This window comes from Rathayibacter sp. VKM Ac-2803, assembly GCF_009807175.1.
Lineage (GTDB): Bacteria > Actinomycetota > Actinomycetes > Actinomycetales > Microbacteriaceae > Rathayibacter.
This window is the reverse complement of sequence record NZ_WUCD01000001.1, coordinates 2,460,515-2,483,051: the sequence shown is the minus strand read 5'-3', so window position 1 is coordinate 2,483,051 and position 22,537 is coordinate 2,460,515. Positions and strand designations below refer to the sequence as shown.

The following is a 22,537-nucleotide window of genomic DNA, read 5'->3' as shown; positions in this document are numbered from 1 at the left end:
TGCCACAGACGTCATTACTTGATCGGAGTCTCGGGCGGCAGCGTCGTGCCGGTGCCGGTGGTGCCGGTCGCGGTGGAACCGGGGACCGTTCCGTCAGCAGGACGCTCGGAGCCGTCCTCGTCCTTCATGGTCTTCACTTCGCTCTTGAAGATGCGCATCGACTGCCCGACACTGCGGGCCAGCTGCGGAAGCTTGGGCGCACCGAAGAGGAGGAGGATCACGGCGAGGATGATGAGGAGGTGCCACCCCTGGAGGCCAGCGAACATTGCAGACTCACTTCACTTGTCGGTTGCGGTGTACGAGGAGCTTACCCCGATCGATGCGCGCGGACCGTCGATCCTCAGCCCTGTCGCGGCGAACGTCGCGACGTGACTCATGAGCGCGGCGGACGTCGTCGCGGTCGGCGAACAACGACGAGGGAGGCCGCGTCTCGGCCTCGGCCCCTCCCCCGGGCTGCAGGGCGTCCAGCTTCGCGGTGAGCTCGTCGATCTGCTGGAGGAGCATCCCGCCCTTCCGCCAGTAGGACAGCGCGAACAGCACCAGCACGCCGACGGCGAGCACGGCGAGTCCGAGCCAGATCAGGATCCAGGACCACCAGGTCACGGTGCCTCCTCGTCGTTGGCGCGGAGCGCCGCGCGGGTCCAGTCGGCCACCGCTCGCCGGGCGGCGTCGGGCGCGACGACCACGACCAGCCCCGGGAGGGAGGCGACGAGCCGGGTGAGGCCCTCGAGGTGGGCGACGCGGATCCGCACCACGACTCCGTCGCTCGACTCGTCGCCCGGCACCTCGGGGAACTCGGCGTCGACCGCGTAGTCCCCGAGGAGCGCCACGGAGCCCGGCGCGACCCGCAGGTCGACGACGAGGTCGGAGGCGGACGCCTCGAAGAGCCGCTCGGACAGCGTGACCTCGTTGCGCCTCCGGACGATCGGCGACTCGGTGTCGGTCAGCGAGCGCATGCGGTCGACGCGGAACGTCCGGACTCCCTCCCGCAGGTGGTCCCAGCCGCGGAGGTACCAGTCGCGATCGACGGACTCGAGCAGGAAGGGGTCGACGAGCCGGGACTCCGTCTCGCCGCGGGCGTTGCGGTAGTCGAAGGCGAGCTGGGTCCCCGCGGCGAGTGCGGTGCGGATGAGGGAGACCGACGCGTCGGCACCCGTCCCCCGCGCCACCGCCACCGCACTCGGGGCCGACGAGGCGCCGCGCGCGAGCTTGCCCATCAGAGCCGCGATCCGGTCGTTGCCCTGGTTCTCGGGGAGCGCGGCGAGGTACTGCATCCCCGCGATCAGGGCCGCCGCCTCCCGTGCCGAGAAGCGCGGCGAGTCGTCGATGGCGACCTGCTGGGTGAGGACGATGTGGTCGTTCTCCTCGAAGTCGTCCCAGCTGATGTCGAACAGGTCGTTGGCCTGGTACTGCGAGGTCTCCCCCGGCACCCCCGAGACGGCGATGAGCCGGACCGCGCGGCGCACCTCGTCCTCGGCGATGTCGAAGTGCCGGGCCACCTCGTCGACGCCGACGCGACCGCGGTCGAGGAGGTAGGGCACGAGGGAGAGCAGGACGGCGAGCCTGTCGCGGGCCTGCAGCGAGCGCGGCCTAGCCATCGGTCGCACCTCCGTGATCGGAGAGGGAGCGGCGCAGCCGCTCGACGACCTTCCGGCGCAGATCGGCGGGCTCGAGCACGACGACCTCCGGCCCGTAGCCGGCGAGCTCGTCGGCCAGGATGTCGGGGTCGGTGAAGTGCAGACGGAGGGTGTGCTCGCCCTCCCCCTCGGCCTCGGCGCGGCGGCCGAGTCGCAGGGCGGCATCGGAGTCGGCGGCGACCCGTACGAGGGCGGTGCTGCGACGGAGGATCTCGTCGAGCTGGGCGAGCGCGGTCGCGGCGTGATCGCCCTCCTCGACCGGCGCGGTCCGCCCCGTCGAGGCGACCGGGCCCACGATCCGCGAGAGGAGGAACGTGCGCGTCCCCTCCGCGGCCTCGTCCCAGGCGTGCAGGTGCCACCGGCCCTGGTGGTTCACGAGGGCTCGCGGATACACGGTGCGCAGCCGGGAAGCATCGGCGCCCGGCTTGAGGTAGGGGAACCGGACGACCTGGTTGCGGTCGAGCGCCGTGCTGAGGGGTTCGAACGAGGCCTCGCGCACGCGGATCGAGGGGCTGACGCCGATGACCGGGTCGACGGATTCGACTCCGATCGAGCGCAGCTTGATGAGCGCGCGACGGGACTCGGCCGACAGCGTCCCCTCACGCCAGACCGCTCCCGCCAGGCGCAGCAGGGCGACCTCCTCCGGGTCGAAGGAGATGTCGGCGGGGAGGTCGTAGCTGCGCTTCGCGATCCGGTAGCGCACGGTCTGCGTGTTGCCCGGGTCGCCCGGCGTGTCCACCGTCTCGATCGGGATGCCGAGCTCGCGCAGGTCGTCCTTGTCGCGCTCGAACTGCCGCTCGAGCGCGGCGCGGTCGGCCGTCTCGGCGCGCTGGCGGTAGCCCTGCACCGTCGAGAGCACGTCGGACTTCGTCAGCCCGTTCTCGGCGGCGACGAGCGCGAGCACCAGATTGAAGAGACGCTCCTCGGCCGGGATGCGGCTCGAGGACGAGACGTCGGCAGGCACGCCCACCAGTCTAGGGGCGGGCTGGATCAGCTGATCGCGAGCACGTCGGCAACGAAGACGAGTGCCGACTCGGCCGTCTCAGAATGCGGATCCTGATGACCGATAACGAGGCGGTCTTTAAGCACCAGCAGTCCCTGATGCCCAGATCGCACCGCTCGAGTTGCCGCTTCGCTGATAGATCACCAAGTTGCCGTCAGCTTGCATCACGAGATCGAAAGAGCCTCGATGCCCCTGAGTCCCGGTTGACCACCAGGCCCTGGACGGACGGGGTGGAATATTGTAGATCACAACATTGGCGTCTTTTTGGAAAGACAACGTCTTCGGGTCGGACGAGGATGAATTCGTCGCCCAGACAGGTTGATTACTGTTCTTGTAGATAACAAGATTACCATCCTTCTGAAAAACGGCCTTAAATCGACCGTTTGTCAGACAAAGGTCACCGGCGTCGAAGTACTTGTCGCTTCCCTGACTCCCGAAGGCGTTGTCATAGCCGAACGAACTCGTTGTACCGCAGGCGATTCGGGAAGCCCGAATGGCCGCCTCCGAGGATTGCACCGGTCCAGCAAGCACACTGCTTCCGACGATCCCGACCAACAGGGCCATAGTCGCGACCCCGCGCCCCCTACGCTTGCTTACCATGACTGCCCCTCTATTCCTGCCAATGCGCGAGCGACTCTCGCGATAAAGAAACGGTACCGAGGATCACGTCGGAGGTGCGAGTTGGCGCGAAAGGCGTCCCGCGTTAGCGCGGTTTCAAGGCTGAATAGCCGAAAAGTGAAAGCCCACCATCAATATTCGGGTTGGATCGAGCCGACGCCTCACTGCTCGCTCCTACTGCTAGAAGCTCTTCTTTGCAGGATCCGGCCCCGACGGCCAATCACGATGAGCCTTCTCCTAGAGCCGACCGTGAGCGCTGTCGAGTGAGCCTTCAAGATCATTGCTGGCGGATGACGCGCGTACGATCAGCTGATCGCGAGCACGTCGGCGACGAAGACGAGAGTCGACCCGGCGGGGATGCCCTGCTGCTCGGTGTCGCCGTAGCCGTCACCGGGCGGGATGATCGCGATGACCTGCGAGCCGACCGGCTGGCCGATGAGCGCCTTCGCGAAGCCGGCGATGACGCCGCCCTGAGTGGTGGCTCCGTCAGCAGCGGTGAAGGGGGCGGGCGAACCCTTCTCCCAGCTCGAGTCGAAGATCTCGCCGGTGCTCCAGAGCCATCCGGTGTAGTGGACGACGACCTGGTCGCCCTCCTGCACGACGTCGCCGTCGCCCTTCTTGAGCTGCGCGATCTTCAGCTCGGCGGGAGCGTCGCCCGAGGGCTTCGCGAGTCCGGGCGTGCCGTCCTCGGCGAGCGTGACGGTCGGGAAGCCGTTCGGCGCGGGCTGGGGGTCGCCGTCGGCACGGGCGAGCGCCGCGCTCCGGACGTCGGCGACGAGCACGAGGGTGTCGTCGGCCGAGATGCCGAGCTGCGCGGAGGAGTCGCCGAAGCCGTCCTCGGGGGCGATCGCGATGGCGACGCGCGAGCCGACCTGGGCGCAGAGCAGCCCCTCGTTCAGACCGACGAGACCGGAGCCGCCGGCCACGAAGCTGGCGAGGCTCTCGCCGTCGTACGGCGAGGCCTCGAGGACCGAGCCGTCGGCGCCGTTGACGAGGGTGTAGTCGAGGCTGACCAGCTGCCCCTTCTCGATCGGGTCGCCGGACCCCTCGATGAGGGTGCTGACCTGGGAGCTGCCCGCGTTGAGCGGAGTGGGGACGGTGACGTCGGGCGCGGTTCCGAAGTCGCCGGTCGCCGTGACAGCGGACGAGGAGTCGCCGGAGCCGAAGGGCGCGTCGCAGTCGGCCGACGAGGAGGACGCGGTGCATCCCGTGAGGGCGGCGACGATGCCGATGCTGGCGATGAGCGCGACAGTCCTGCGCACGGGTCCTCTATTCGTCGGGGTGGGAGTGGTGATGCCCGAGTGCGAGACGATCGGGAGGAGGCCGAGAGGCCGGATTCAGCTTAGACGATGCCCTCGTCGCCACCGGGCTCGGCGGTGTCCTCGCCGAACCCGCGGGCCCGCGAGAGCTCGGCGCTCGTCGCCGACTCGCGCACGCGCTTGCGCAGGCTCTTGGGGCTGACCACCCGCTCGCCCAGGGCGCCCGGCGTCCAGGCCTCGACGTCGTCGTCGCTGAAGTCGGTCTTCGAGGGCCGGCGCTTGAGCTCGGGGAGGACGGCCCCGGGAGCGAGGCGTCGGGCCGTGATCAGGAAGCCGGTGTGGCCGATCATCCGGTGGTCGGGTCGCACGGCGAGCCCCTCGACGTGCCAGCCGCGCACCATGGTCTCGTTCGACGCCGGGTTGGTGAAGAGCCCGGAGGCGCGGATCGCCTCGGCCGTCCGCGACAGCTGGGTCACCGTCGCGACGTAGCAGAGGACGACACCGCCCGGCGTGAGCGCGTCGGCAGCGACGTCGAGGCACTCCCAGGGAGCGAGCATGTCGAGGATCACGCGATCCGCCTCGCCGGGCGCCACCGCCTCCGGGAGCGCGTCGACCAGATCGCCGACGGTGACGCTCCAGTTGTCGGGGGTGTAGCCGAGGAAGGTCTCGATGTTGCCGCGGGCCACCTCCGCGAACTCCTCGCGGCGCTCGAACGACGACAGCCGGCCGGTGGGGCCGACCGCGCGCAGCAGCCAGAGCGAGAGAGCGCCGGAGCCGACGCCCGCCTCGACGACGCGCGCACCCGGGAAGACATCGGCCAGCGCGAGGATCTGCGCGGCGTCCTTCGGGTAGACGATGGCCGCTCCGCGCGGCATCGACATCACGAAATCGGCGAGCAGGGGGCGCAGCGCCAGGTGCTCGACGCCCACGGTGTTCTCGACCACGGAGCCGTCCGGCAGGCCGATCACGGTGTCGTGCTCGATGCCTCCGCGATGGGTGTGGAAGACCTTGCCCGGCACGAGGGTGATCGTGTTCATGCGGCCCTTGGGGCCGGTCAGCTGCACGCGGTCGCCCGCGCGGAAGGGGCCGGATTGCTGCAGTGCCTCACCGGTCATCGGCGGGCCTCCGTCTCGGTGGGGCGCGGCGACGAGCCGCGGTGCTCGGTGGACACCTGCGCGAGGTCCGCGAGAGTGCGGCCCGCGAGGGTGGGCCAGAGGGCGTAGGGAGCGTCGGCGTCGAGCTCGAGCTGGTGCGGGACGCCGATGGCGGCGGCACCGGAGGCGACTGCGGAGGCGAGGCCGGCGTGCGAGTCCTCGATCGCGACGCACCGTGCGACGTCGACGCCGAGCGTGCGCGCGGCGAGGAGGTACGCCTCCGGGTGCGGCTTGCTGTGCTCGACCATGTCACCGCTGACGACGGTGTCGAAGGCGGCGAACGGGAGGCGGTCGACGACGGCGTGGGCCATGCGTCCGATCGACATGGTCACCAGCGCCTGGGGGACGCCCGCGTCGCGCACGGCGCGGAGGAGCTCGAGGGCGCCGGGGCGCCACGGGATGCTCTCGGCGAGGCGCGCGACGACCTCGTCGGTCATCCGCTCGATGATCGCCTCGACGGGGAGATCGACGCCCTTGCCCTGCAGGATGCGCGCGGAGGCGGGCAGGCCGGAGCCGACCAGGCTCATCGCGTCCTCGTGGGTCCAGACTCCGCCGAAGGACGAGACGAGGGCGTGCTCCGAGGCCATCCAGTAGGGCTCGGTGTCGACCAGGGTGCCGTCCATGTCCCAGAGCACAGCGGCCGGGACCCCGGCCGGCTGTCCTGCAGGGAGGGTTCGGCCGGGAGAGGTCGGGGCGGTGGTGTCGGCAGTCACGAGCGTCCATGGTAGCGGGAGGCCGTCGGCCCGGCCCCGTACGCGGACAGCGGAAAGCCCCGGGGGCGGCGGAGCGGTCGGAGGGCGGGTCCTATCCTTGTCCGACGGGGACGGGCGCAGCCGGCGCGTCCCCCCACACCGAGTCGAACGCGGAGACCTCACCTATGAACGTCATCAAGGGGAACGTCCTGGTCGTGGCCTTCGAGGGCTGGAACGACGCCGGAGACGCTGCGAGCGGTGCCGTGCGACTCGTGAAGGACGACGGCGGCGAGTACGTCCCCCTCTTCTCCGTCGACGCCGAGCAGTACTACGACTTCCAGTACACCCGGCCGATGCTCTCGATCGGCGAGGACGGCCGGCGCACCCTCTCCTGGCCCGGCACCCAGATCTTCGGCCCCGCCGACACGTCCGTGGACGCCGAGAGCGCCCTCTACCTGATGATCGGCACGGAGCCCTCGCGCAGCTGGAAGAGCTTCGCCGCCGAGGTCGTCGACGCCATGCTGGCGATCGACATCTCGACCGTCGTCTTCCTGGGAGCGATGCTCGCGGACGTCCCGCACACGCGGCCGATCTCGATCTTCGCCTCGAGCGAGAACGCCGAGCTGCGCTCCGCGTTCGAGCTCGAGCGCTCGAGCTACGAGGGTCCGGTCGGCATCCTGAGCGTGATCGGCGAGGCCGCCGCGAAGGTGGGCATCCCCGCCGTCTCGATCTGGGCCTCCGTGCCCCACTACGTGCACAACGCGCCGTCGCCCAAGGCGATGCTCGCGCTGCTCGAGAAGCTCGAGGAGGTCGTCGGGCTGGCGATCCCCCGAGGCGAGCTCGTCGAGGAGGCGGAGGAGTGGGAGCACGGCATCGATGCGCTCGCCGCCGACGATGAGGAGATGGCCGCCTACATCGCCCAGCTCGAGCAGGCGCGCGATACGGTCGACTCCCCCGAGGCGAGCGGCGAGGCGATCGCCCAGGAGTTCGAGCGCTACCTGCGCCGGCGCGGCGACGGGCGCTCCGGCGAGGAGCCCTGGCGCTCCTGACGGAGCCCCCTGGCCGGTCGTTCCGGCGAGGAACCCGGCGCTCCTGACGGGGGCGCCGGGGTCAGGCCGGTCGGACGCCGAGCAGGGCGTCGACCGCGTCGCGCAGCAGCGCCGGGTCGTCCACTCCCTCGGCGATCGCGCTGTCGACGGCCGCGAGGGCGGTCGGCGTGTCGAGATCGTCGGCGAGGGCCGCGCGGAGGCGACTCAGCGTCTCGAGGGACGACACCGGTCCGCGGTTCGCGAGCGACGCCTCCCAGCGGGCGAGACGCGCAACGGCGCCCGGCAGATCGTCCGGGAGCCACTCCCAGTCGGACCGGTAGTGGTGGGCGAGCAGGGCGAGGCGGATCGCCCTCGGGTCGGCACCCTCGGCGCGCAGTCGCGACACCAGGACGAGGTTCCCGAGGGACTTGCTCATCTTCTCGCCCTCGAACGCGACCATCCCGGCGTGCAGGTAGGCGCCGGCGAGGGGCTCGCCCGACAGTGACGCCGCATGGGCGGCGCTGAACTCGTGGTGCGGGAAGACGAGGTCGCTGCCTCCGCCCTGGACGGTGAAATCGGGGCCGAGGCGCTCGAGCGCGATCACCGAGCACTCGATGTGCCAGCCGGGGCGGCCGCGGCCGATCGGGGAGTCCCAGGCGGGCTCGCCCGAGCGCTCGGCACGCCAGAGCAGCGGATCGAGCGGGTCGTGCTTGCCGGCGCGGTCGGGGTCGCCGCCGCGCTGGGCGGAGAGCCGCAGCATCGACTCGCGGTCGAGACGGCTCTCGGCGCCGAGGTGCCAGACCGCGCTCTCGGCGGCGGCGATGTCGTAGTAGACGTCCTCGCCTCCGTCGACCACGGCGTCGGGGGTCGGGACGCGGTAGGCGACGCCCTCGCGCTCGAGGCGGGCCACCGCCTCGGCGATCGGCTCGACCGTCTCGGTCACGCCGACGTAGTGCGCGGGGGGCAGGATGCGCAGCGCTGCCATGTCGCCGCGGAACAGCTCGACCTGCTCCTCGGCCAGCGCGCGCCAGTCGACTCCGGTCGCCGCGGCGCGCTCGAGCAGCGGGTCGTCGACGTCGGTGACGTTCTGCGCGTAGTCGACCGTGCTGCCCGCGTCGAGCCACACCCGCTGCAGGGTGTCGAAGGCGAGGTAGGTGGAGGCGTGGCCGAGGTGCGTCGCGTCGTAGGGCGTGATCCCGCAGACGTACAGGCTCGCGACGCCGTCGGTCGCGGCGGCCTCGACACGAGCGCCCGTGGCGGTGTCGTGCACTCGGGGAGCGCTGCCGTGGCCGGGGAGGGCGGGGACGGCGGCCGTGGTCCAGGCGCGCATCTAGGCGGCGATGGCGCCGGTGCCCAGCGCGATCATGAGGCCGACGCCGAGGACGATGCGGTAGATCACGAACGGCAGGAAGCTGCGCCGCGAGATGTAGCCCATGAAGAACGCGATCACGATGAAGCCGACGACGAAGGCGACGATGGTCGCGACCAGGGTCTCGAGACCGCCGACCTGGATCTGGTTGGGCAGGATCTCGGGATCGCTGATGCTCTTGTACAGCTGGTAGAGACCGCTGCCGAAGACGGCGGGGATCGCGAGGAGGAAGGAGTAGCGGGCGGCGGCCTTGCGCTCGTAGCCCATGAAGAGGCCGGCCGTGATGGTGCCGCCCGACCGCGAGACGCCCGGGACGAGGGCGAGCGCCTGCGCGCCTCCGTAGATCAGGCCGTCGCGGACGTTCAGATCGCGGAGACGGCGCTTCTTCGCACCGACCGCGTCGGCGATGCCGAGGAGGATGCCGAAGACGATGAGGGTGGTCGCGACGACCCAGAGCGAGCGGAGGGTGGTCTCGATCTGGTCCTGGAAGACCAGGCCGAGGACGATGATCGGGATGCTGCCGATGATGATGAGCCAGCCCATGCGGGCGTTGGCGTCGGTGCGCGGGACCCGGCCGACGAGGGAGCGGCACCAGTTCGAGATGATCTTCACGATGTCGCGCCAGAAGTAGATGATCACCGCGGTCTCGGTGCCCAGCTGCGTGATCGCGGTGAACGCCGCTCCGGTGTCCCTCCCGTCGAGGTTCGGCAGCAGCTCGCTGACGATCCGCAGATGAGCGCTGGAGGAGACGGGGAGGAATTCGGTCAGACCCTGGACGAGTCCCAGGATCAGCGCGTCGAGCAGGCCCATGCGTCACTTTCGAGGAGGGCTGGGGCGTCGTCGGCCAGCAGGCGGTCGGTGGCGGTCGTGGATCTGACCTCAGGATCGCAGCAGCAGATCGGTCAGGACCTTCCTGCCAAACACTAGTGCGTCGAGTGGGACCCGCTCATCGACCCCGTGGAAGAGCGCCGGGAAGTCCAGCGAGCCCGGGAGCTGCAGCGGAGCGAAGCCGTAGCCGGTGATCCCGAGGAGCGAGAGGGCCTTGTTGTCGGTGCCTCCGGAGAGCAGGTAGGGCAGCACCTCGGCCTCGGGATCGAAGCGTCGCAACGACTCGGCCATGCTCTCGACGAGGGGCCCGGCGAAGGGGACCTCGAGTCCGATGTCGCGGTGCTGCACGAGGATCTCGACGTGCTCGCCGGCGAGGACCTTGATGCGCTCGAGCACCGAGTCCTCCTCCCCCGGGAGCACGCGGACGTCGATCGTCGCCTCGGCGGTGTCGGGGATCACGTTCGCCTTGTAGCCGGCGGAGAGCATCGACGGGTTCGCCGTGGTGCGCAGGGTCGCGGCGATGAAGCGCGACGCCGTACCCGTCGCGAGGGCGAGCTCCTCCGGGGTGCTGCGCTGCGGGTCGTGGCCGAGGATGCGGGCGACCTCGTCGAGCAGCTGACGGGTCGTGTCGGTGAGCCGGGTCGGCCACTCCTCGCTGCCGATGCGCGCGATCGCCTCCGCGAGGCGGGTGACCGGGTTCTCGCGGTTGATCTGCGAGCCGTGGCCCGCAGTGCCGTGGGCGCGCAGAGTCAGCCACATCAGCGCCTTCTCACCCGTCTGCACGAGGTAGGCGCGCTTGCCGCCCAGCTCGATCGAGTAGCCGCCGACCTCGCTGATCGCCTCGGTCGCTCCGGCGAACAGCTCGGGCCGCGTCTTCACGAGGTGGGCGGAGCCGCGGACTCCGCCGGCCTCCTCGTCGGCGAAGAAGGCGACGACGAGGTCGCGCGAGGGCTTGCGGCCCGAGCGGAGGATGTCGCCGAGGGAGGCGAGGATCATCGCGTCCATGTTCTTCATGTCGACCGCGCCGCGACCCCAGAGCATGCCGTCCTTGATCACGCCGCCGAAGGGGTCGACGCTCCAGTTGTCGGCGATCGCGGGGACCACGTCGAGGTGGCCGTGCACGACCAGGGCGCCGCGCTCGCGGTCCTCCCCCGCGACCCTCGCGACCACGCTGGTGCGGCCGGGATCGGAGTCGACGAGGACGGGCTCGAGACCGAGGTCGCGCAGGTGCGCGGCGACGTACTCGGCGGCCTCGCGCTCGGGCTCGGCCCGCCCGTCGCCGTAGTTGCTCGTGTCGAAGCGGATCAGGTCGCGCGCGATCAGCGCGGTCTCGTCGAGCTCGGGGAGGTCGTCGCGGTGGGGCGTCGTCATGCGAGCAACGGTACCGCGGAGGTGCGACAGCGAAGCCCCGGCCGGTGGCCTGGCGCCCCGCGAAACCGTGCTAATGTCTTCTTCGGCCGCGGAAACGCAGGCCGGAGGAAACACTCGTCCGGGTGGCGGAAATGGCAGACGCGCTAGCTTGAGGTGCTAGTGCCCGTATAGGGCGTGGGGGTTCAAGTCCCCCCTCGGACACCGATCGGAACCCTCGTATCTTCGTGAGAAGGTGCGGGGGTTCCTCGTGTTTAACGGCTCGTCCGCTCGTCGCACCCGCCTCTTCTCTTGAAAACCGAAGACAGCTAGGGTTCGGAGCGCACCGACCGGTGCCCCTCTCGATGACGAGCAAGGACTCCTCCGTGTCACCCTCCCCCTCCGCCCGGCGCACTCGCTCGGGCCTGCTCTCGATCCTCGCGGTCACCGCCCTCGCCGCGGGAGGCGTCGGCGTCGCCGGGTCCGCCTCCGCGGCCACCGGCGCCGACTGCGTCCGCTCGCTCCCCGCGGGCGACTCGACCGTCGCCGTCGCCTTCGGCGGGACGACCTACGACGTGCTCATGCACGTCCCCGCCGACGCCGACGACGGCGCACTCCCCCTCGTGCTCGACCTGCACGGGTCGAACAGCAACGGAGGCGTCCAGGCCGGCATCTCGGACCTCGCCTCGGTCGCCGACGACGAGGGGTTCATCGTCGCGAACCCGACCGGGGCGATCGAGTTCGAGAAGACGCTCGAGGACGGCAACTGGGCCTGGAACGTCCCGGGAGTCCCGCTGACGTCGGGCACCTTCCCGCCCGAGGGGTCGCGCGATGACGTGGCGTTCCTCTCGACCGTGGTCGAGACGCTGTCGGCGCAGGGCTGCGTCGATGCTGGCAGCGTCTTCGCGACCGGGTTCTCGGGGGGCGGCAGGATGGCGTCCGCGCTCGCCTGCACCAGGGCCGATCTGTTCGCCGCCGTGGCGCCGGTCGCGGGCCTGCGGGCCGGGCGCGCGGACCTCGACGATCTGACGACCATCGAGGCCGGCTCCTGCACTCCGAGCCGGCCGGTGTCGGTGCTGACCTTCCACGGCACCGCCGACGCGGTCAATCCGTTCGAGGGCAACACGGATCCGCGCTGGGGCTACAGCGTCGCGACGGCGACCGCGGGGTGGGCAGGGCTCGACGACTGCGAGGGCGAGCCCGTCACCACGGCCGTCACCGCGGAGGTCGGCCGGGCCGTGCTGGCGGACTGCGCTGACGGCACCGGTGTCGAGGCCTACGCGGTCGAGGGCGGCGGGCACACCTGGCCCGGGACGGCCGTCGATCTGGAGGCCTCCGGGCTCGGTGTGGTGAACCGGACGATCAGCGCCTCCGCGCTGATGTGGGACTTCTTCGCGGCGCACGCGCGGACGGTGGAGCCGACGCCGGAGCCGACGGCGACACCGACCGCTCAGCCGACCGCGACTCCTGAGCCGACCGCAACGGCTCGGCCCACCGCGGCACCGGAGCCGACCGCGACGGCCCAGCCCACGGCCTCGCCGAGCTCGTCGCCGTCTGCGACTCCGATCGCGCACCCGTCGAGCACAGGCGCAGGGCCGCGCGGCGGCGCGCTGGCCGAGACGGGCACCTCGGCGGTGGTGCCCCTCGGCGCCGCAGCGATGCTGCTCGCCGCGGGAGCTGTGCTGCTGCTCGCCCGGCGTCGTCGCGCCTGACCAGGATCCTCCGGAGACGGGAGAGACGCCGCTCCGCCTGCGGCGTCTCCCGTCTCCGGAAGCCCGGTCGTCAGGCGGCGGGCGTGAGCGCCGTCGACGACCAGCCGAGAGCCGGCGCGATCGACTCGACGACGGTCTGCAGGAGGCGGGCGTTGTAGGCGACGCCCAACTGGTTGGGCACGGTCAGCAGCAGCGTGTCCGCCTCCTGGACCGCGACATCGGCCGCGAGCTCGGCCGCGATGACGTCGGGCTCGCCGGTGTAGCTGCGGCCGAAGCGCGCGCGCACGCCCTCGAGGGAGGCGACCTGGTCGCGCTCGCCCCGGCCGCCGAAGTAGAGGCGGTCGAGGTCGCTGGTGATCGGGAGGACACTCCGCGAGACCGAGACGCGCGGGGTGCGCTCCCAGCCGGCCTCGGACCAGGCCGCGCGGTACTCGCGGATCTGCCGTGCCTGGAGCTCGTCGAACGGGATCCCCTCCTCTTCGAGCAGCAGGGTGGAGGACTGCAGGTTCATGCCCTGCTCCGCGGCCCAGCGCGCGGTGGCGAAGCTGCCCGCGCCCCACCAGATGCGGTCCTCGAGTCCCGGTGAGCGGGGCTCGATCGCGAGCGGAATCGACTGGCGGGTCATCGCCGAGTCCGACTCGGCGACGGGAGCGCCCGACAGGGCCTCACGGAACAGCTGCACCTTGCGACGGGCGAGATCGGCGTCGGTCATCCCCTCCGGGGGGACGTAGCCGAAGGCCTCCGAGCCGCGGAGGGCCGTCTCGGGCGATCCCCGGCTCACGCCGAGCTCGAGCCTGCCGCCGGAGATGAGGTCGGCGGCCGCGGCCTCCTCGGCCATGTAGAGCGGGTTCTCGTAGCGCATGTCGATCACGCCGGTGCCGATCTCGATGCGGCGGGTGCGCGCGGCGATGGCCGAGAGGAGGGGGAAGGGCGAGGCCAGCTGCGGGGCGAAGTGGTGCACGCGCACGTACGCGCCGTCGAGGCCGATCTCCTCCGCCGCCTCGGCGAGCTCGATCGTCTGCAGGAGGACGTCGCGCGCGGTGTGCGTCTGCGAGCCCGGGACCGACTGGTAGTGACCGAAGGAGAGGAAGCCGATGCGCGAGACCATGCCTGCTTCAGCGTCGGGGCGCCCGGTGCTATTCCCTGCGTTCCCGGAGTGGTCGGAGACTCCTCCCCAGGGACGGGACCACGCGAGTTGTACACAGATCCAGCGTCTCGGCCCCAGGGGACCGCCGCGATTCCTACGGTCGTGCACATGCAGACGCTCTGTGACAGACCGGTCGAGACACGCTCGATACCCGTATGGTGTCCGGATCCCACGCCCCCTCCCGACCAGCCGCGCTCCGCGGGTCGAACGATCGGATCGAACTCCATGGCCGCTCTCCTCCTCGCCCTGATCTCCGCCGCGGCCTACGGCGTCAGCGACTTCCTCGGCGGGCTCGCCTCGAGACGCGTCGCCGCACTCCGTGTGGTGCTGGTCTCGTACCCCGTCTCGGCACTCGTGATCGCCGTCATGGCGCCGTTCGTCGGTGGCCGACTCGATCCGGCGTCGCTGGCGTGGGGAGCCGCCTCCGGGGCCGTCATGGCCGTGGCGATGTGGTGCTTCTACTCGGCGCTGGCCGAGGGGCCCATGAGCGTCGTCTCGCCGGTGACCGCGGTGATGGTCGCCGGAGTGCCGGTCGTCGTCGGTGTCGCCCTCGGCGAGCGCCTCTCCCCCGTCTCGATCGTCGGCATCCTCCTCGCCATCGCAGCGATCGTCCTCGTGAGCCGCGAGTCGGCCGCCGGAGGCGACGGCCGACGGTTCACGCCACGGGTCGCTCGCCTCACCCTCGCCGCGGGCACCTGCTTCGCGCTGAGCTTCGTCTTCACCGATCGGATCGACGGCGCTTCGGGACTCTGGGCTCTCGTCGCCGCCCGGGTGGTGGCGTCCTGCCTCGTCGCGGTCGCCGCGATGCGGAGCAAGGAGTCCGCGCGACTCCGCGGCCGGCTGCTCGTCCTCGCCGTCGGTGTCGGACTTCTCGACGTCGTCGCCAACATCGGCATGCTCTACGCCTTCCGCGACGGCATGCTCTCGCTCATGAGCGTTCTCATCGCGCTCTACCCCGCCGTGACCGTCGGCCTCGCCGTGGCGGTGCTGCGCGAGCGAGTCGGGCCGGGTCAGTTGCTCGGCATGGCGCTCGCGACCGGCGCTGTCGTCACCATCGCGGTGGCGGGATGAGCGCGTCGAGAGCCGCCGGAGAGACGACGCCGTCGGAGCACCGGAGACGGGTCGGCCCGCGGGTCGTCATCGAGCGCGGTCCCCTCACCCGGCCGGAGGCTCACGATCTGATGGAGGAGATCCGCTCCTCCCTGACCATCACCGGCTACAGCCTGGCGGAGTGGACGGGCCGCAGAGTCGTCTTCTCGGCGAGGGACTCCGCATCCGAGGAGCTCGTCGGTGCGGCACTCGTCCATCGACTGATCGGCGGCTGGAGCGAGGTGGCCGTGCTGTTCGTCCGAGAGCCGCACCGCGGTGCCGGCACGGGTGCCGATCTGCTCGCCGAAGTGGTCCGCAGGCTGCCCTCCGACAGGCTCCTCCTCTACTTCTGCGAGGACCGGATGGCCGGGCTCGCGCAGCGGGCCGGGTTCACCGTGCACCCGGATCCCTCGGACGTCTCCCGCCGGACCTGGGCCGACCGGTTCTTCTTCTCGGTCCTGTATCCGCTCCAGTGGCGCGGAGACGCGTATCGACGATCGGAGACGAGGCGCAAGCGCGAACGGTTCGGCTGCTCGTTCGACTTCTCCGTCGCCACCCTCGACCCCCGGAGCCACCCCCTCACGAAGGACGTGCCATGACCTCCACCGACACTCCGACCGATCGACTGCGCGAGCACCGCTTCCACGGAGACGCGCACGAGCTGCTCGTCGAGATCAACGCGTCGATCGACATCGACGTCAGGCTCGCCGCTGTCGACGTCCGCGGTTCGCTCGCCCACCTCGACATGCTCCGGCGCTCCGGCATCCTCGAGGAGTACGAGGCGCGCGTGCTGTCCGAGGGTCTCCGAGCCATCGAGGAGGAGCTGCGGACGCAGACGTTCCCCGTCGATCGCTCTCTCGAGGACATCCACATGAACATCGAGTCGCGGCTGCAGACACTGGTCGGACCGGTCGCGGGCAAGCTCCACACCGCTCGATCCCGGAACGATCAGGTGGCGCTCGACTCGCGCCTCTGGGTCCGCGAGTCGACGGCGCGAATCGATCAGCTCCTCAGGGCGCTCATCGACGCCCTCCTCGACCGTGCCGAGAACGAGGCCGCTTCAGCGATGCCCGGCTTCACCCACCTGCAGGTCGCGCAGCCCGTCACGATCGGGCATCACCTCCTCGCCTACGCCGAGATGTTCCAGCGCGATCGGGACCGCTTCCTCTGCGCCGACGCTCGAGCCGACGAGTCGCCGCTCGGCGCGGCCGCCCTGGCGGGAACCGGCTTCCCGATCGACTCCGCTGCCACCGCGGCGGCGCTCGGATTCAGCCGTCCCATGCGCAATTCGATCGATGCCGTCTCCGACCGCGACTTCATGCTCGACTTCCTCGCGGCGGCGGCGACGCTGGGCATCCACCTCTCGCGGATCTGCGAGGAGCTGGTGATCTGGAGCACTCCCCAGTTCGGCTACGTCGCTCTGCCCGACGGACTGACGGCGGGGTCCTCGATCATGCCGCAGAAGCGCAACCCGGATGCCGCAGAGCTCGTTCGCGCCAAGTCCGGGCGGCTGATCGGCGAACTCGTGTCGCTGCTGGTCGTGATGAAGGGCCTGCCGCTCGCCTACAGCCGAGACATGCAGGAGGACAAGTCCGCGGTGTTCGACGCCTCCGACACGGTCGAGATCTGCCTCCGCACCATGACGGCGATCATCCGCGGCATCGCGTTCGACACCGCTCGCACCCGCGACGATGCCTCCCGCGGTGGATCGCTGGCCACCGAGCTCGCCGACTGGCTGGTGCAGGAGCGTGCACTGCCGTTCCGCGAGGCACACGGCATCGTCGGCGCCGCGGTCCAGTCACTCGAGGCCCGCGGGCTGGAGCTGCGCGACGCCGATCCCGCCCTCCTCGTGGAGTGCTCGGATCGATTCCGCGGCCTCCCCGCCTCCGTGCTCACCGTCGACAGCGCTCTCCGCCGCCGCGACTCGACCGGAGGGACATCACCGGATCGGGTGCGAGCGGCCGTGACCGCCTTTCGAGCCCTCGTCGCCGAGAGCCCGACGAGAGCCCCTTCCGGGGAGAGGAGGGCCCGGTGAACGGCACGGGGCACCGCGTCGTCCTCGCCTACTCCGGAGGCGTGGACACCACAGCGTGCATCCCCTACCTCCGACACGAGATGGGCTGCGACTACATCGTCGCGATGGCGGTCGATCTGGGGCAGGGCGACGAGCTGGAGCCGATCCGCCGCAAGGCGCTTCTCGCCGGGGCCGACGAGGCGATCGTCCTCGATGTGAAGGAGCGCTTCGTCGACGAGTACGGATTCGCCGCACTCGCGGCCAACGCCGTCCATGATCTCCACTACCCGCTCGCGTCGGCCCTGGGAAGACCTCTGATCGCAGAGCTGCTGGTCGAGACCGCCAGGAGGTATCGCTGCGACGCCGTCGCACACGGTGCCACAGGCAAGGGGAACGACCAGGTCCGGATGGACCTCGGCGTCGCGCTGCGCGACCGGGACCTCATCGTGCTCGCTCCGGCCCGCGAGTGGGGCTTCACCCGCGCTCAGACCATCGCCTACTCGGAGTCGTTCGGCATCCCGCCTCACGTCGCTCCCGATCGCCCGTGGGCGATCGACCTGAACGTCCTCGGCCGCAACATCGAGGCCGGTCCGATCGAGGATCTCGAGTGGGAGCCGTCGGAGGACGTGTGGGCACTGACGACGGCTCCCGCCGATGCGCCGGACGAGGCCGACTACGTCGAGGTGTCCTTCGAGAACGGCAGACCTGTCGCGCTCGACGGACTGGTCCTCGACCCCCTCTCCCTGGTCGAGGCACTGAACGCCCGGGCCGGGGCGCACGGGATCGGACGCATCGACATGCTCGAGAACCGCGTGGTCGGCGTCCTCTCGCGAGAGCTGTACGAGGCGCCGGCGCTGACGGTCCTCCTCCGAGCGCACCTCGAACTCGAGATGCTGGTCCTCCCGCCGGACGTCCTGCACCACAAGCGCGCTCTCGACACCGCGTACGGGAAGCTCGTCTACGACGGGCTCTGGCACGGACCGCTGCGGTCAGCCCTCGACGCGTTCGTCGCCTTCACCCAGCGCTATGTCCACGGCACCATCCGGCTGCGCCTGTTCAAGGGATCGGCGACGGTGGTGGGGCGGGAAGCGCGCGCGCCCCTCTACCGGCGCGACCTGGTCACCTACGGTGAGGGCTCCAACTTCGACCAGGGCAGCGCGACCGGGTTCATCGACCTCTTCGGGCTGCCGGGGCGCACCTGGGCGAAGGTCCACGGGGTCTGAGCAGCACCGGGAGAGGGAGTCGCTCAGAGAGCCTCGAAGTCGGCGGAGACCGAGGCCGAGACCTCGATGTCCTCGGGCTTGAGGGCGAGCGCCTCCTCCTGACCGCCGAACTTCGCCGCGCGGCTCATCAGTGCGGAGCCGCCCTCGATGCGGGTGTGCGGGCGGAGTCCCGGCTCGAACAGCGTGAGCACCCGGACCTCGTCGAACCCGAGCGCCGAGGCGTAGGCCGCAGCGCGCTCGCGGGCGTCGCGCACCGCCGCGATCCGCACCTCGCGCTCGGCGGTCGCGCGGTGCGCGGCGGTGACGTCCCAGTCGACGCCCGACACCACCACGCCCGGCAGCTCGGAGACCGACGCGACCCAGCGGCCGAGCGCCTCGAAGTCGCGGTACTTCACCCGGACGCTGGCGGCGGCGACGTGGAAGAGCTGGGTCACGTCGGAGTCCTTGAGGTAGCGGCGGACCGTCGAGACCGAGACCTGGTCGGCCGACCACCAGGTCGCGACGCCCGACGCCTGCTCGGCGACGGCCTCCTCCCTGACCCGGGCGTGCACCGAGGTCACCTCGGAGAGCGCCTGCGATCGCGATCGCGACTCGCGCCGGATCTCGAGACGGACGGTGCCTCGTTCAGCGGGCAGGAAGTGCTGGGCGGTGCCAGCGACGGTGATGGTGGCCATCGTCCCATCGTGCCGCATCGGGCGCCGTCACGACCGGGAGGGGCCGGTCCGACGGATCCGCTCGACGAGGGCGCGCTCGATCGCGAGGTTGCTGAGCACCTGCTCCCGATGCCCACCGCGAGCAGGCGGGACGACCTCGCCGGAGCGGGGGTCGACGAAGCCGCGAAGGGCGCGCTCCCCCTCGGCGATCGACTCCTCGAGGAGCTCGAGTCGACGCGCGAGACGATCAGACTCGTACGTCTCGGCGGAGATCCTGTCCTCGGACGGGGAGTGGGCGGTTCGGGCGGAGGTGCTCATGATGATCCGATCCATCGGGGCGCCCGGTGTCGGCGCCGTCCCCAGAGAGACACGCAGGGGCGCCATCGATGACGCACTGGCGCGGAATGTACCCCCGAGGTGGCGCGAAGTGCACTTGCGCCCGTCAGTCGCGGAAGACCGAGAGCTGCTCGTTCTGGACGATCGCGAGCGTGCGGACCAGGCGCGTGTATCGCTCGACGAGCTCCGACTCCTCCGACCCCTGGCCGAGCAGGGCCGAGATGCTCTCGGCGGGGAACAGGCCCACGATCTCCATCGCGACGGCGCGGGCGTGCTCGAACGAGAGTCCGTGCGCGTACTCCACGGCCCGAGCCAGCTGGGGCCGCTCTCCGGCGGGCAGCGCCGAGGCCGAGCCCGGGTCGGCGGCGTGCGCCAGGACCGCCACGAACACCCGCGCGATCTCATCGACGCGCAGGGCGCGGACGAGGGTCAGGAGGCGGGAGGACACGCGGGAGACTCCGCGTGCGAGGAGCTCGCCGCTGAGAGCGCGCACCTCGATGACGTCGCCTCCGACGAAATCGCCCGAGACCCTCTTGATCCCGGAGGCGAACAGGCTCGATCCGGCGGCGATGCTCCGCTCGGCCTCGAGGTTGATCTCGACGCGTCCGCGGGCGGTCGCGACGCCCGAGATCCAGCGCTGGTCGACTGCGGGGTGCCCGTGGACCGCGCGGACCAGGGTTCCCGGGCCCGGGTCGCTCAGGGCGCTGAGGATCACCTCGGGGGTGCGGGAGCCGGCGATCCTGGTCGAGACCCCGTTGTGCGCGGCCAGCTCGGCCGCCCGGAGCTTCGAGCGGATGCCGCCGCGACCGGTGCCGCCCTTCTGGACCCCGATGCCGCGCAGCTCGGCGATGCCGAGCTCGTCGAGGTGCACGCCCTCGGCGATGCTGCCGGCGAAGACGCCCGGCACGTCGGTGAGCAGCAGCAGCAGGTCGGCACCGAGGAGCATGGCGAGAGCGCCCGCGACTCCGTCGTTGTCGGAGCCCGCGGAGTCGATGGTGTCGTTGCCGTTGACCACGGGGACGACGCCGGCGTCGAGGGCGTGACGGATCGCCTCCGCCACGTGCGCCATCTGCGTCGGGGAGGCGAGGTCGGACTCGCCGATCAGGATCTGCGCGACGAGGGCGCCGGAGAGCTCCGCCACCGAGCGGTAGAAGCCCATCAGGACGGTCTGGCCGACGGCCGCTGCGAGACGCGGGCTGATCGGAGCGTCCTGCGAGCGGGCGAAGAGAGCCCGCCCGGACGAGACGGCGCCGGAGGAGACGAGGACGACGTCCCAGCCCGCCTGGTGAGCGGCGAACGCGCTCTCGAGTGCGCTCGCGAGCAGCACCGGATCGGGCCCGGACTGCTTCGTGACCGAGCTGGATCCCATCTTGACCACGAGGGTCCGCCTCCGGGAGACGGTCGAGGGCTCGGCGGAATCGGAGAGGGCGTCGGGCATGGCTCCCATGGTAGAGGCGCGGTCGCGCACGGTCGGAGCGGCGATTACCTAGTGGGGATCGGTTTTCGCGGGTAGCCTGCGGGAGGAGCCGATGCGGGCTCCCCCTTCGGAAGGACCTCCCGTGACACTGCCGTCAACTCCCTCGGACGTCGACCGCCGCTACCTCGATCCTCTGCGGCCCGTCGAGGAGCGGGTAGAGATCCTCCTCGCGCAGATGAGCGTCGAGGAGAAGGCCGGTCTGTTCTTCCAGACCATGATCGTGATGGGCGAGGGCGGCGAGCTCGCCGACGCGGACGGAGCCTTCGGCCTGCCCTCGACATCGTCGATGGTGCTCGAGAAGAGGATGACCCACTTCAACCTCCTGGGCGGCGGAGGCGCGACGGCGCGAGAGATCGCCGAGTGGCACAACCGACTGCAGGAGCTCGCCTCCGGGACTCGGCTCGGCATCCCGGTGACGCTGTCGACCGATCCGCGGCACTCCTTCACCGACAACCCGGGGACGGGCGCCCAGGCCGCGGCGTTCTCGCAGTGGCCCGAGCCCCTCGGCCTCGGCGCGATCGGCGACGAGGAGCTCGTCCAGCGCTTCGGCGACATCGCCCGGCGGGAGTACCTGGCCGTCGGACTGCGGGTCGCCCTGCATCCGCAGATCGACCTCGCGACCGAGTCGCGCTGGGCCAGGCAGGTGGGCACGTTCGGCGAGGACGCCGAGCTCACCGGACGTCTCGGAGCGGCGTACATCCGCGGGTTCCAGGGCGAGACGCTCGGATCGACATCGGTGGCGACGATGACCAAGCACTTCCCGGGCGGCGGTCCGCAGAAGGACGGGGAGGATCCGCACTTCGCCTACGGGCGCGAGCAGGTCTACCCGGGCGACAACGCCGAGTACCACCTCCGGCCGTTCGAGCGAGCGTTCGAGGCCGGGACGAGCCAGATCATGCCGTACTACGGGATGCCGGTCGGGACTGCGCTCGAGGAGGTCGGCTTCGGCTTCAACCGATCGGTGATCACCGGTCTGCTGCGGGAGCGCTTCGGGTTCGACGGGATCGTCTGCACCGACTGGGGGCTGCTGTCCGACGCGCACATCATGGGCGATCTGCACCCTGCTCGGGCCTGGGGAGTCGAGCACCTGTCGGTGCCGGAGCGGATGCGGAAGGTGATCGAGGCGGGCGTCGACCAGTTCGGCGGCGAGGCGATCCCCGAGGTGCTGGTCGCGCTGGTCGAGGAGGGCGTGATCAGCGAGGAGCGGCTCGACGTCTCGGCGCGGCGACTGCTGCGGGAGAAGTTCGTGCTCGGGCTGTTCGACGAGCGGGCCGTCGACCCGGCGGCCGCGGAGTCCGTGGTCGGCTCGGCGGAGTTCCGGGCGGCGGGCGAGGAGGCCCAGCGCGCGGCGATCACGGTGCTGGCGCACGACGGGGTCCTCCCGGCGCGGCGCGGGCTCCGGCTGTACGTGGAGGGGATCGATGCGGCGACCGCCTCGTCCTACGGAACGGTCGTCGACTCGCCGGAAGAGGCCGATCTGGCGGTGATCCGGCTCCAGGCGCCGTTCGAGCGGCGGACGACGGCGTTCGAGAACTTCTTCCACGCGGGGTCGCTCGACTTCTCGCCCGAGGCGCTGGAGCACGTCACGTCGGTCGCGGGGAGGGTCCCCACCGTCGTCGACGTGTTCCTGGACCGGCCGGCGATCCTGACGCCGTTCGTCGGAACGGTCGCCGCACTGCTGGGCGACTTCGGCGCCTCGGGCGCAGCGCTGCTGGACGTGGTGTTCGGAATGTCGGAGGCCCGTGGGAGGCTGCCGATGGACCTTCCGCGGTCGATGGCCGCGGCGTCGGCGCGACGACCCGATGTGCCGTTCGACACGGAGGATCCGCTGTTCCGCTTCGGACACGGACTCGCTCTCTAGAGGGGCTCCGGGCCCGCGGAACGGGGCGGTGAGACTCCTCCACAGGGGCGTCGAGCAGGGCCTTCTCCCCGGGTCGTGAGCGACTCGCCA

General features: G+C 71.0%; 22 protein-coding genes and 1 tRNA gene. 8 read left to right on the top strand and 15 right to left on the bottom strand.

All coding sequences use genetic code 11. The features are described 5' to 3' along the window. Positions 1–14 precede the first annotated feature (14 nt). The 8 genes from tatA to GRS96_RS11485 form a co-directional block, all read right to left on the bottom strand. Positions 15–266 (bottom strand): Sec-independent protein translocase subunit TatA, encoded by a 252-nt coding sequence (tatA, locus tag GRS96_RS11520; RefSeq protein ID WP_159853601.1) that lies wholly within the window; start codon positions 264–266, stop codon positions 15–17. Between the two features lie 7 nt (positions 267–273). Next, the gene (locus GRS96_RS11515) at positions 274–603 is read right to left on the bottom strand and encodes a hypothetical protein (protein ID WP_159988510.1); all 330 of its coding nucleotides are present in this window, start codon (positions 601–603) and stop codon (positions 274–276) included. Beyond that, on the bottom strand, positions 600–1,598 hold the full coding sequence (locus GRS96_RS11510; protein ID WP_159853597.1) for a helix-turn-helix transcriptional regulator: 999 nt from the start codon (positions 1,596–1,598) through the stop codon (positions 600–602). Before GRS96_RS11510 ends, GRS96_RS11515 begins: the two co-directional genes overlap by 4 nt. Further along, complete coding sequence (locus tag GRS96_RS11505) at positions 1,591–2,601, bottom strand: helix-turn-helix transcriptional regulator (RefSeq protein WP_159988509.1); 1,011 nt, start codon at positions 2,599–2,601, stop codon at positions 1,591–1,593. Before GRS96_RS11505 ends, GRS96_RS11510 begins: the two co-directional genes overlap by 8 nt. 117 nt (positions 2,602–2,718) lie before the next feature. Next, positions 2,719–3,204, bottom strand: a complete 486-nt coding sequence (locus GRS96_RS11500) for a hypothetical protein (protein ID WP_159853593.1) — start codon at positions 3,202–3,204, stop codon at positions 2,719–2,721. Between the two features lie 359 nt (positions 3,205–3,563). Continuing rightward, on the bottom strand, positions 3,564–4,520 hold the full coding sequence (locus tag GRS96_RS11495; RefSeq protein WP_159853591.1) for an FKBP-type peptidyl-prolyl cis-trans isomerase: 957 nt from the start codon (positions 4,518–4,520) through the stop codon (positions 3,564–3,566). Between the two features lie 80 nt (positions 4,521–4,600). Then, a complete protein-coding gene (locus tag GRS96_RS11490) occupies positions 4,601–5,632 on the bottom strand; it encodes a tRNA (adenine-N1)-methyltransferase (RefSeq protein WP_159988508.1) in 1,032 nt (343 codons plus the stop codon). Then, on the bottom strand, positions 5,629–6,306 hold the full coding sequence (locus tag GRS96_RS11485) for an HAD family hydrolase (RefSeq protein ID WP_268893235.1): 678 nt from the start codon (positions 6,304–6,306) through the stop codon (positions 5,629–5,631). Before GRS96_RS11485 ends, GRS96_RS11490 begins: the two co-directional genes overlap by 4 nt. A gap of 242 nt (positions 6,307–6,548) precedes the next feature. Here GRS96_RS11485 and GRS96_RS11480 point away from each other — a divergent pair, with 242 nt between their 5' ends. Further along, a complete protein-coding gene (locus tag GRS96_RS11480) occupies positions 6,549–7,412 on the top strand; it encodes a PAC2 family protein (RefSeq protein WP_159853587.1) in 864 nt (287 codons plus the stop codon). 61 nt (positions 7,413–7,473) lie between these two features. Here GRS96_RS11480 and mshC read toward each other — a convergent pair whose 3' ends face one another. From mshC to GRS96_RS11465, 3 genes are all read right to left on the bottom strand, one after another. Beyond that, a complete protein-coding gene (mshC, locus tag GRS96_RS11475; RefSeq protein ID WP_159988507.1) occupies positions 7,474–8,721 on the bottom strand; it encodes a cysteine--1-D-myo-inosityl 2-amino-2-deoxy-alpha-D-glucopyranoside ligase in 1,248 nt (415 codons plus the stop codon). Next, positions 8,722–9,570 carry an undecaprenyl-diphosphate phosphatase gene (locus GRS96_RS11470; protein WP_159853583.1) on the bottom strand — a complete coding sequence of 283 codons (849 nt, stop codon included), beginning with the start codon at positions 9,568–9,570 and terminating at the stop codon, positions 8,722–8,724. It abuts the gene before it with no gap. A 69-nt stretch (positions 9,571–9,639) separates the two neighbouring features. Then, positions 9,640–10,959, bottom strand: a complete 1,320-nt coding sequence (locus tag GRS96_RS11465) for a M20/M25/M40 family metallo-hydrolase (protein ID WP_159853581.1) — start codon at positions 10,957–10,959, stop codon at positions 9,640–9,642. A gap of 116 nt (positions 10,960–11,075) precedes the next feature. On the opposite strand from GRS96_RS11465, the gene GRS96_RS11460 reads away from it, so the two are divergent. Together GRS96_RS11460 and GRS96_RS11455 are read left to right on the top strand one after the other, a co-directional pair. Beyond that, positions 11,076–11,160: transfer RNA gene (locus GRS96_RS11460), tRNA-Leu, on the top strand. Between the two features lie 161 nt (positions 11,161–11,321). After that, positions 11,322–12,647, top strand: coding sequence for an alpha/beta hydrolase family esterase (locus GRS96_RS11455; RefSeq protein WP_204162077.1), 1,326 nt, complete (start codon positions 11,322–11,324; stop codon positions 12,645–12,647). 70 nt (positions 12,648–12,717) lie between these two features. Here GRS96_RS11455 and GRS96_RS11450 read toward each other — a convergent pair whose 3' ends face one another. Further along, positions 12,718–13,755: an LLM class flavin-dependent oxidoreductase gene (locus GRS96_RS11450; protein WP_159988506.1), complete on the bottom strand. Its 1,038-nt coding sequence runs from the start codon at positions 13,753–13,755 to the stop codon at positions 12,718–12,720. A 264-nt stretch (positions 13,756–14,019) separates the two neighbouring features. Between GRS96_RS11450 and GRS96_RS11445 the strand changes: the two genes are divergently transcribed. The 4 genes from GRS96_RS11445 to GRS96_RS11430 are packed head-to-tail and all read left to right on the top strand — an operon-like array spanning position 14,020 to position 18,120. Next, on the top strand, positions 14,020–14,865 hold the full coding sequence (locus GRS96_RS11445) for an EamA family transporter (protein ID WP_159853577.1): 846 nt from the start codon (positions 14,020–14,022) through the stop codon (positions 14,863–14,865). Next, positions 14,862–15,482, top strand: coding sequence for a GNAT family N-acetyltransferase (locus GRS96_RS11440; RefSeq protein WP_159853575.1), 621 nt, complete (start codon positions 14,862–14,864; stop codon positions 15,480–15,482). The genes GRS96_RS11445 and GRS96_RS11440 overlap by 4 nt, the downstream gene beginning before the upstream one ends. Beyond that, a complete protein-coding gene (gene argH / locus GRS96_RS11435) occupies positions 15,479–16,918 on the top strand; it encodes an argininosuccinate lyase (RefSeq protein WP_159988505.1) in 1,440 nt (479 codons plus the stop codon). Before GRS96_RS11440 ends, argH begins: the two co-directional genes overlap by 4 nt. Further along, entirely contained in the window at positions 16,915–18,120 is a 1,206-nt protein-coding gene (locus tag GRS96_RS11430; RefSeq protein ID WP_159988504.1) for an argininosuccinate synthase, read from the top strand. Before argH ends, GRS96_RS11430 begins: the two co-directional genes overlap by 4 nt. Before the next feature lie 23 nt (positions 18,121–18,143). Here GRS96_RS11430 and GRS96_RS11425 read toward each other — a convergent pair whose 3' ends face one another. From GRS96_RS11425 to proB, 3 genes are all read right to left on the bottom strand, one after another. After that, the gene (locus GRS96_RS11425) at positions 18,144–18,794 is read right to left on the bottom strand and encodes an SIMPL domain-containing protein (RefSeq protein WP_159988503.1); all 651 of its coding nucleotides are present in this window, start codon (positions 18,792–18,794) and stop codon (positions 18,144–18,146) included. Positions 18,795–18,821: 27 nt separating this feature from the next. After that, positions 18,822–19,091 (bottom strand): hypothetical protein, encoded by a 270-nt coding sequence (locus GRS96_RS11420; RefSeq protein ID WP_159988502.1) that lies wholly within the window; start codon positions 19,089–19,091, stop codon positions 18,822–18,824. 124 nt (positions 19,092–19,215) lie between these two features. Continuing rightward, on the bottom strand, positions 19,216–20,547 hold the full coding sequence (gene proB / locus GRS96_RS11415; RefSeq protein ID WP_159988501.1) for a glutamate 5-kinase: 1,332 nt from the start codon (positions 20,545–20,547) through the stop codon (positions 19,216–19,218). 91 nt (positions 20,548–20,638) lie between these two features. On the opposite strand from proB, the gene GRS96_RS11410 reads away from it, so the two are divergent. Further along, positions 20,639–22,447 (top strand): glycoside hydrolase family 3 N-terminal domain-containing protein, encoded by a 1,809-nt coding sequence (locus GRS96_RS11410; protein ID WP_159988500.1) that lies wholly within the window; start codon positions 20,639–20,641, stop codon positions 22,445–22,447. The last annotated feature ends 90 nt before the right edge of the window (positions 22,448–22,537 follow it).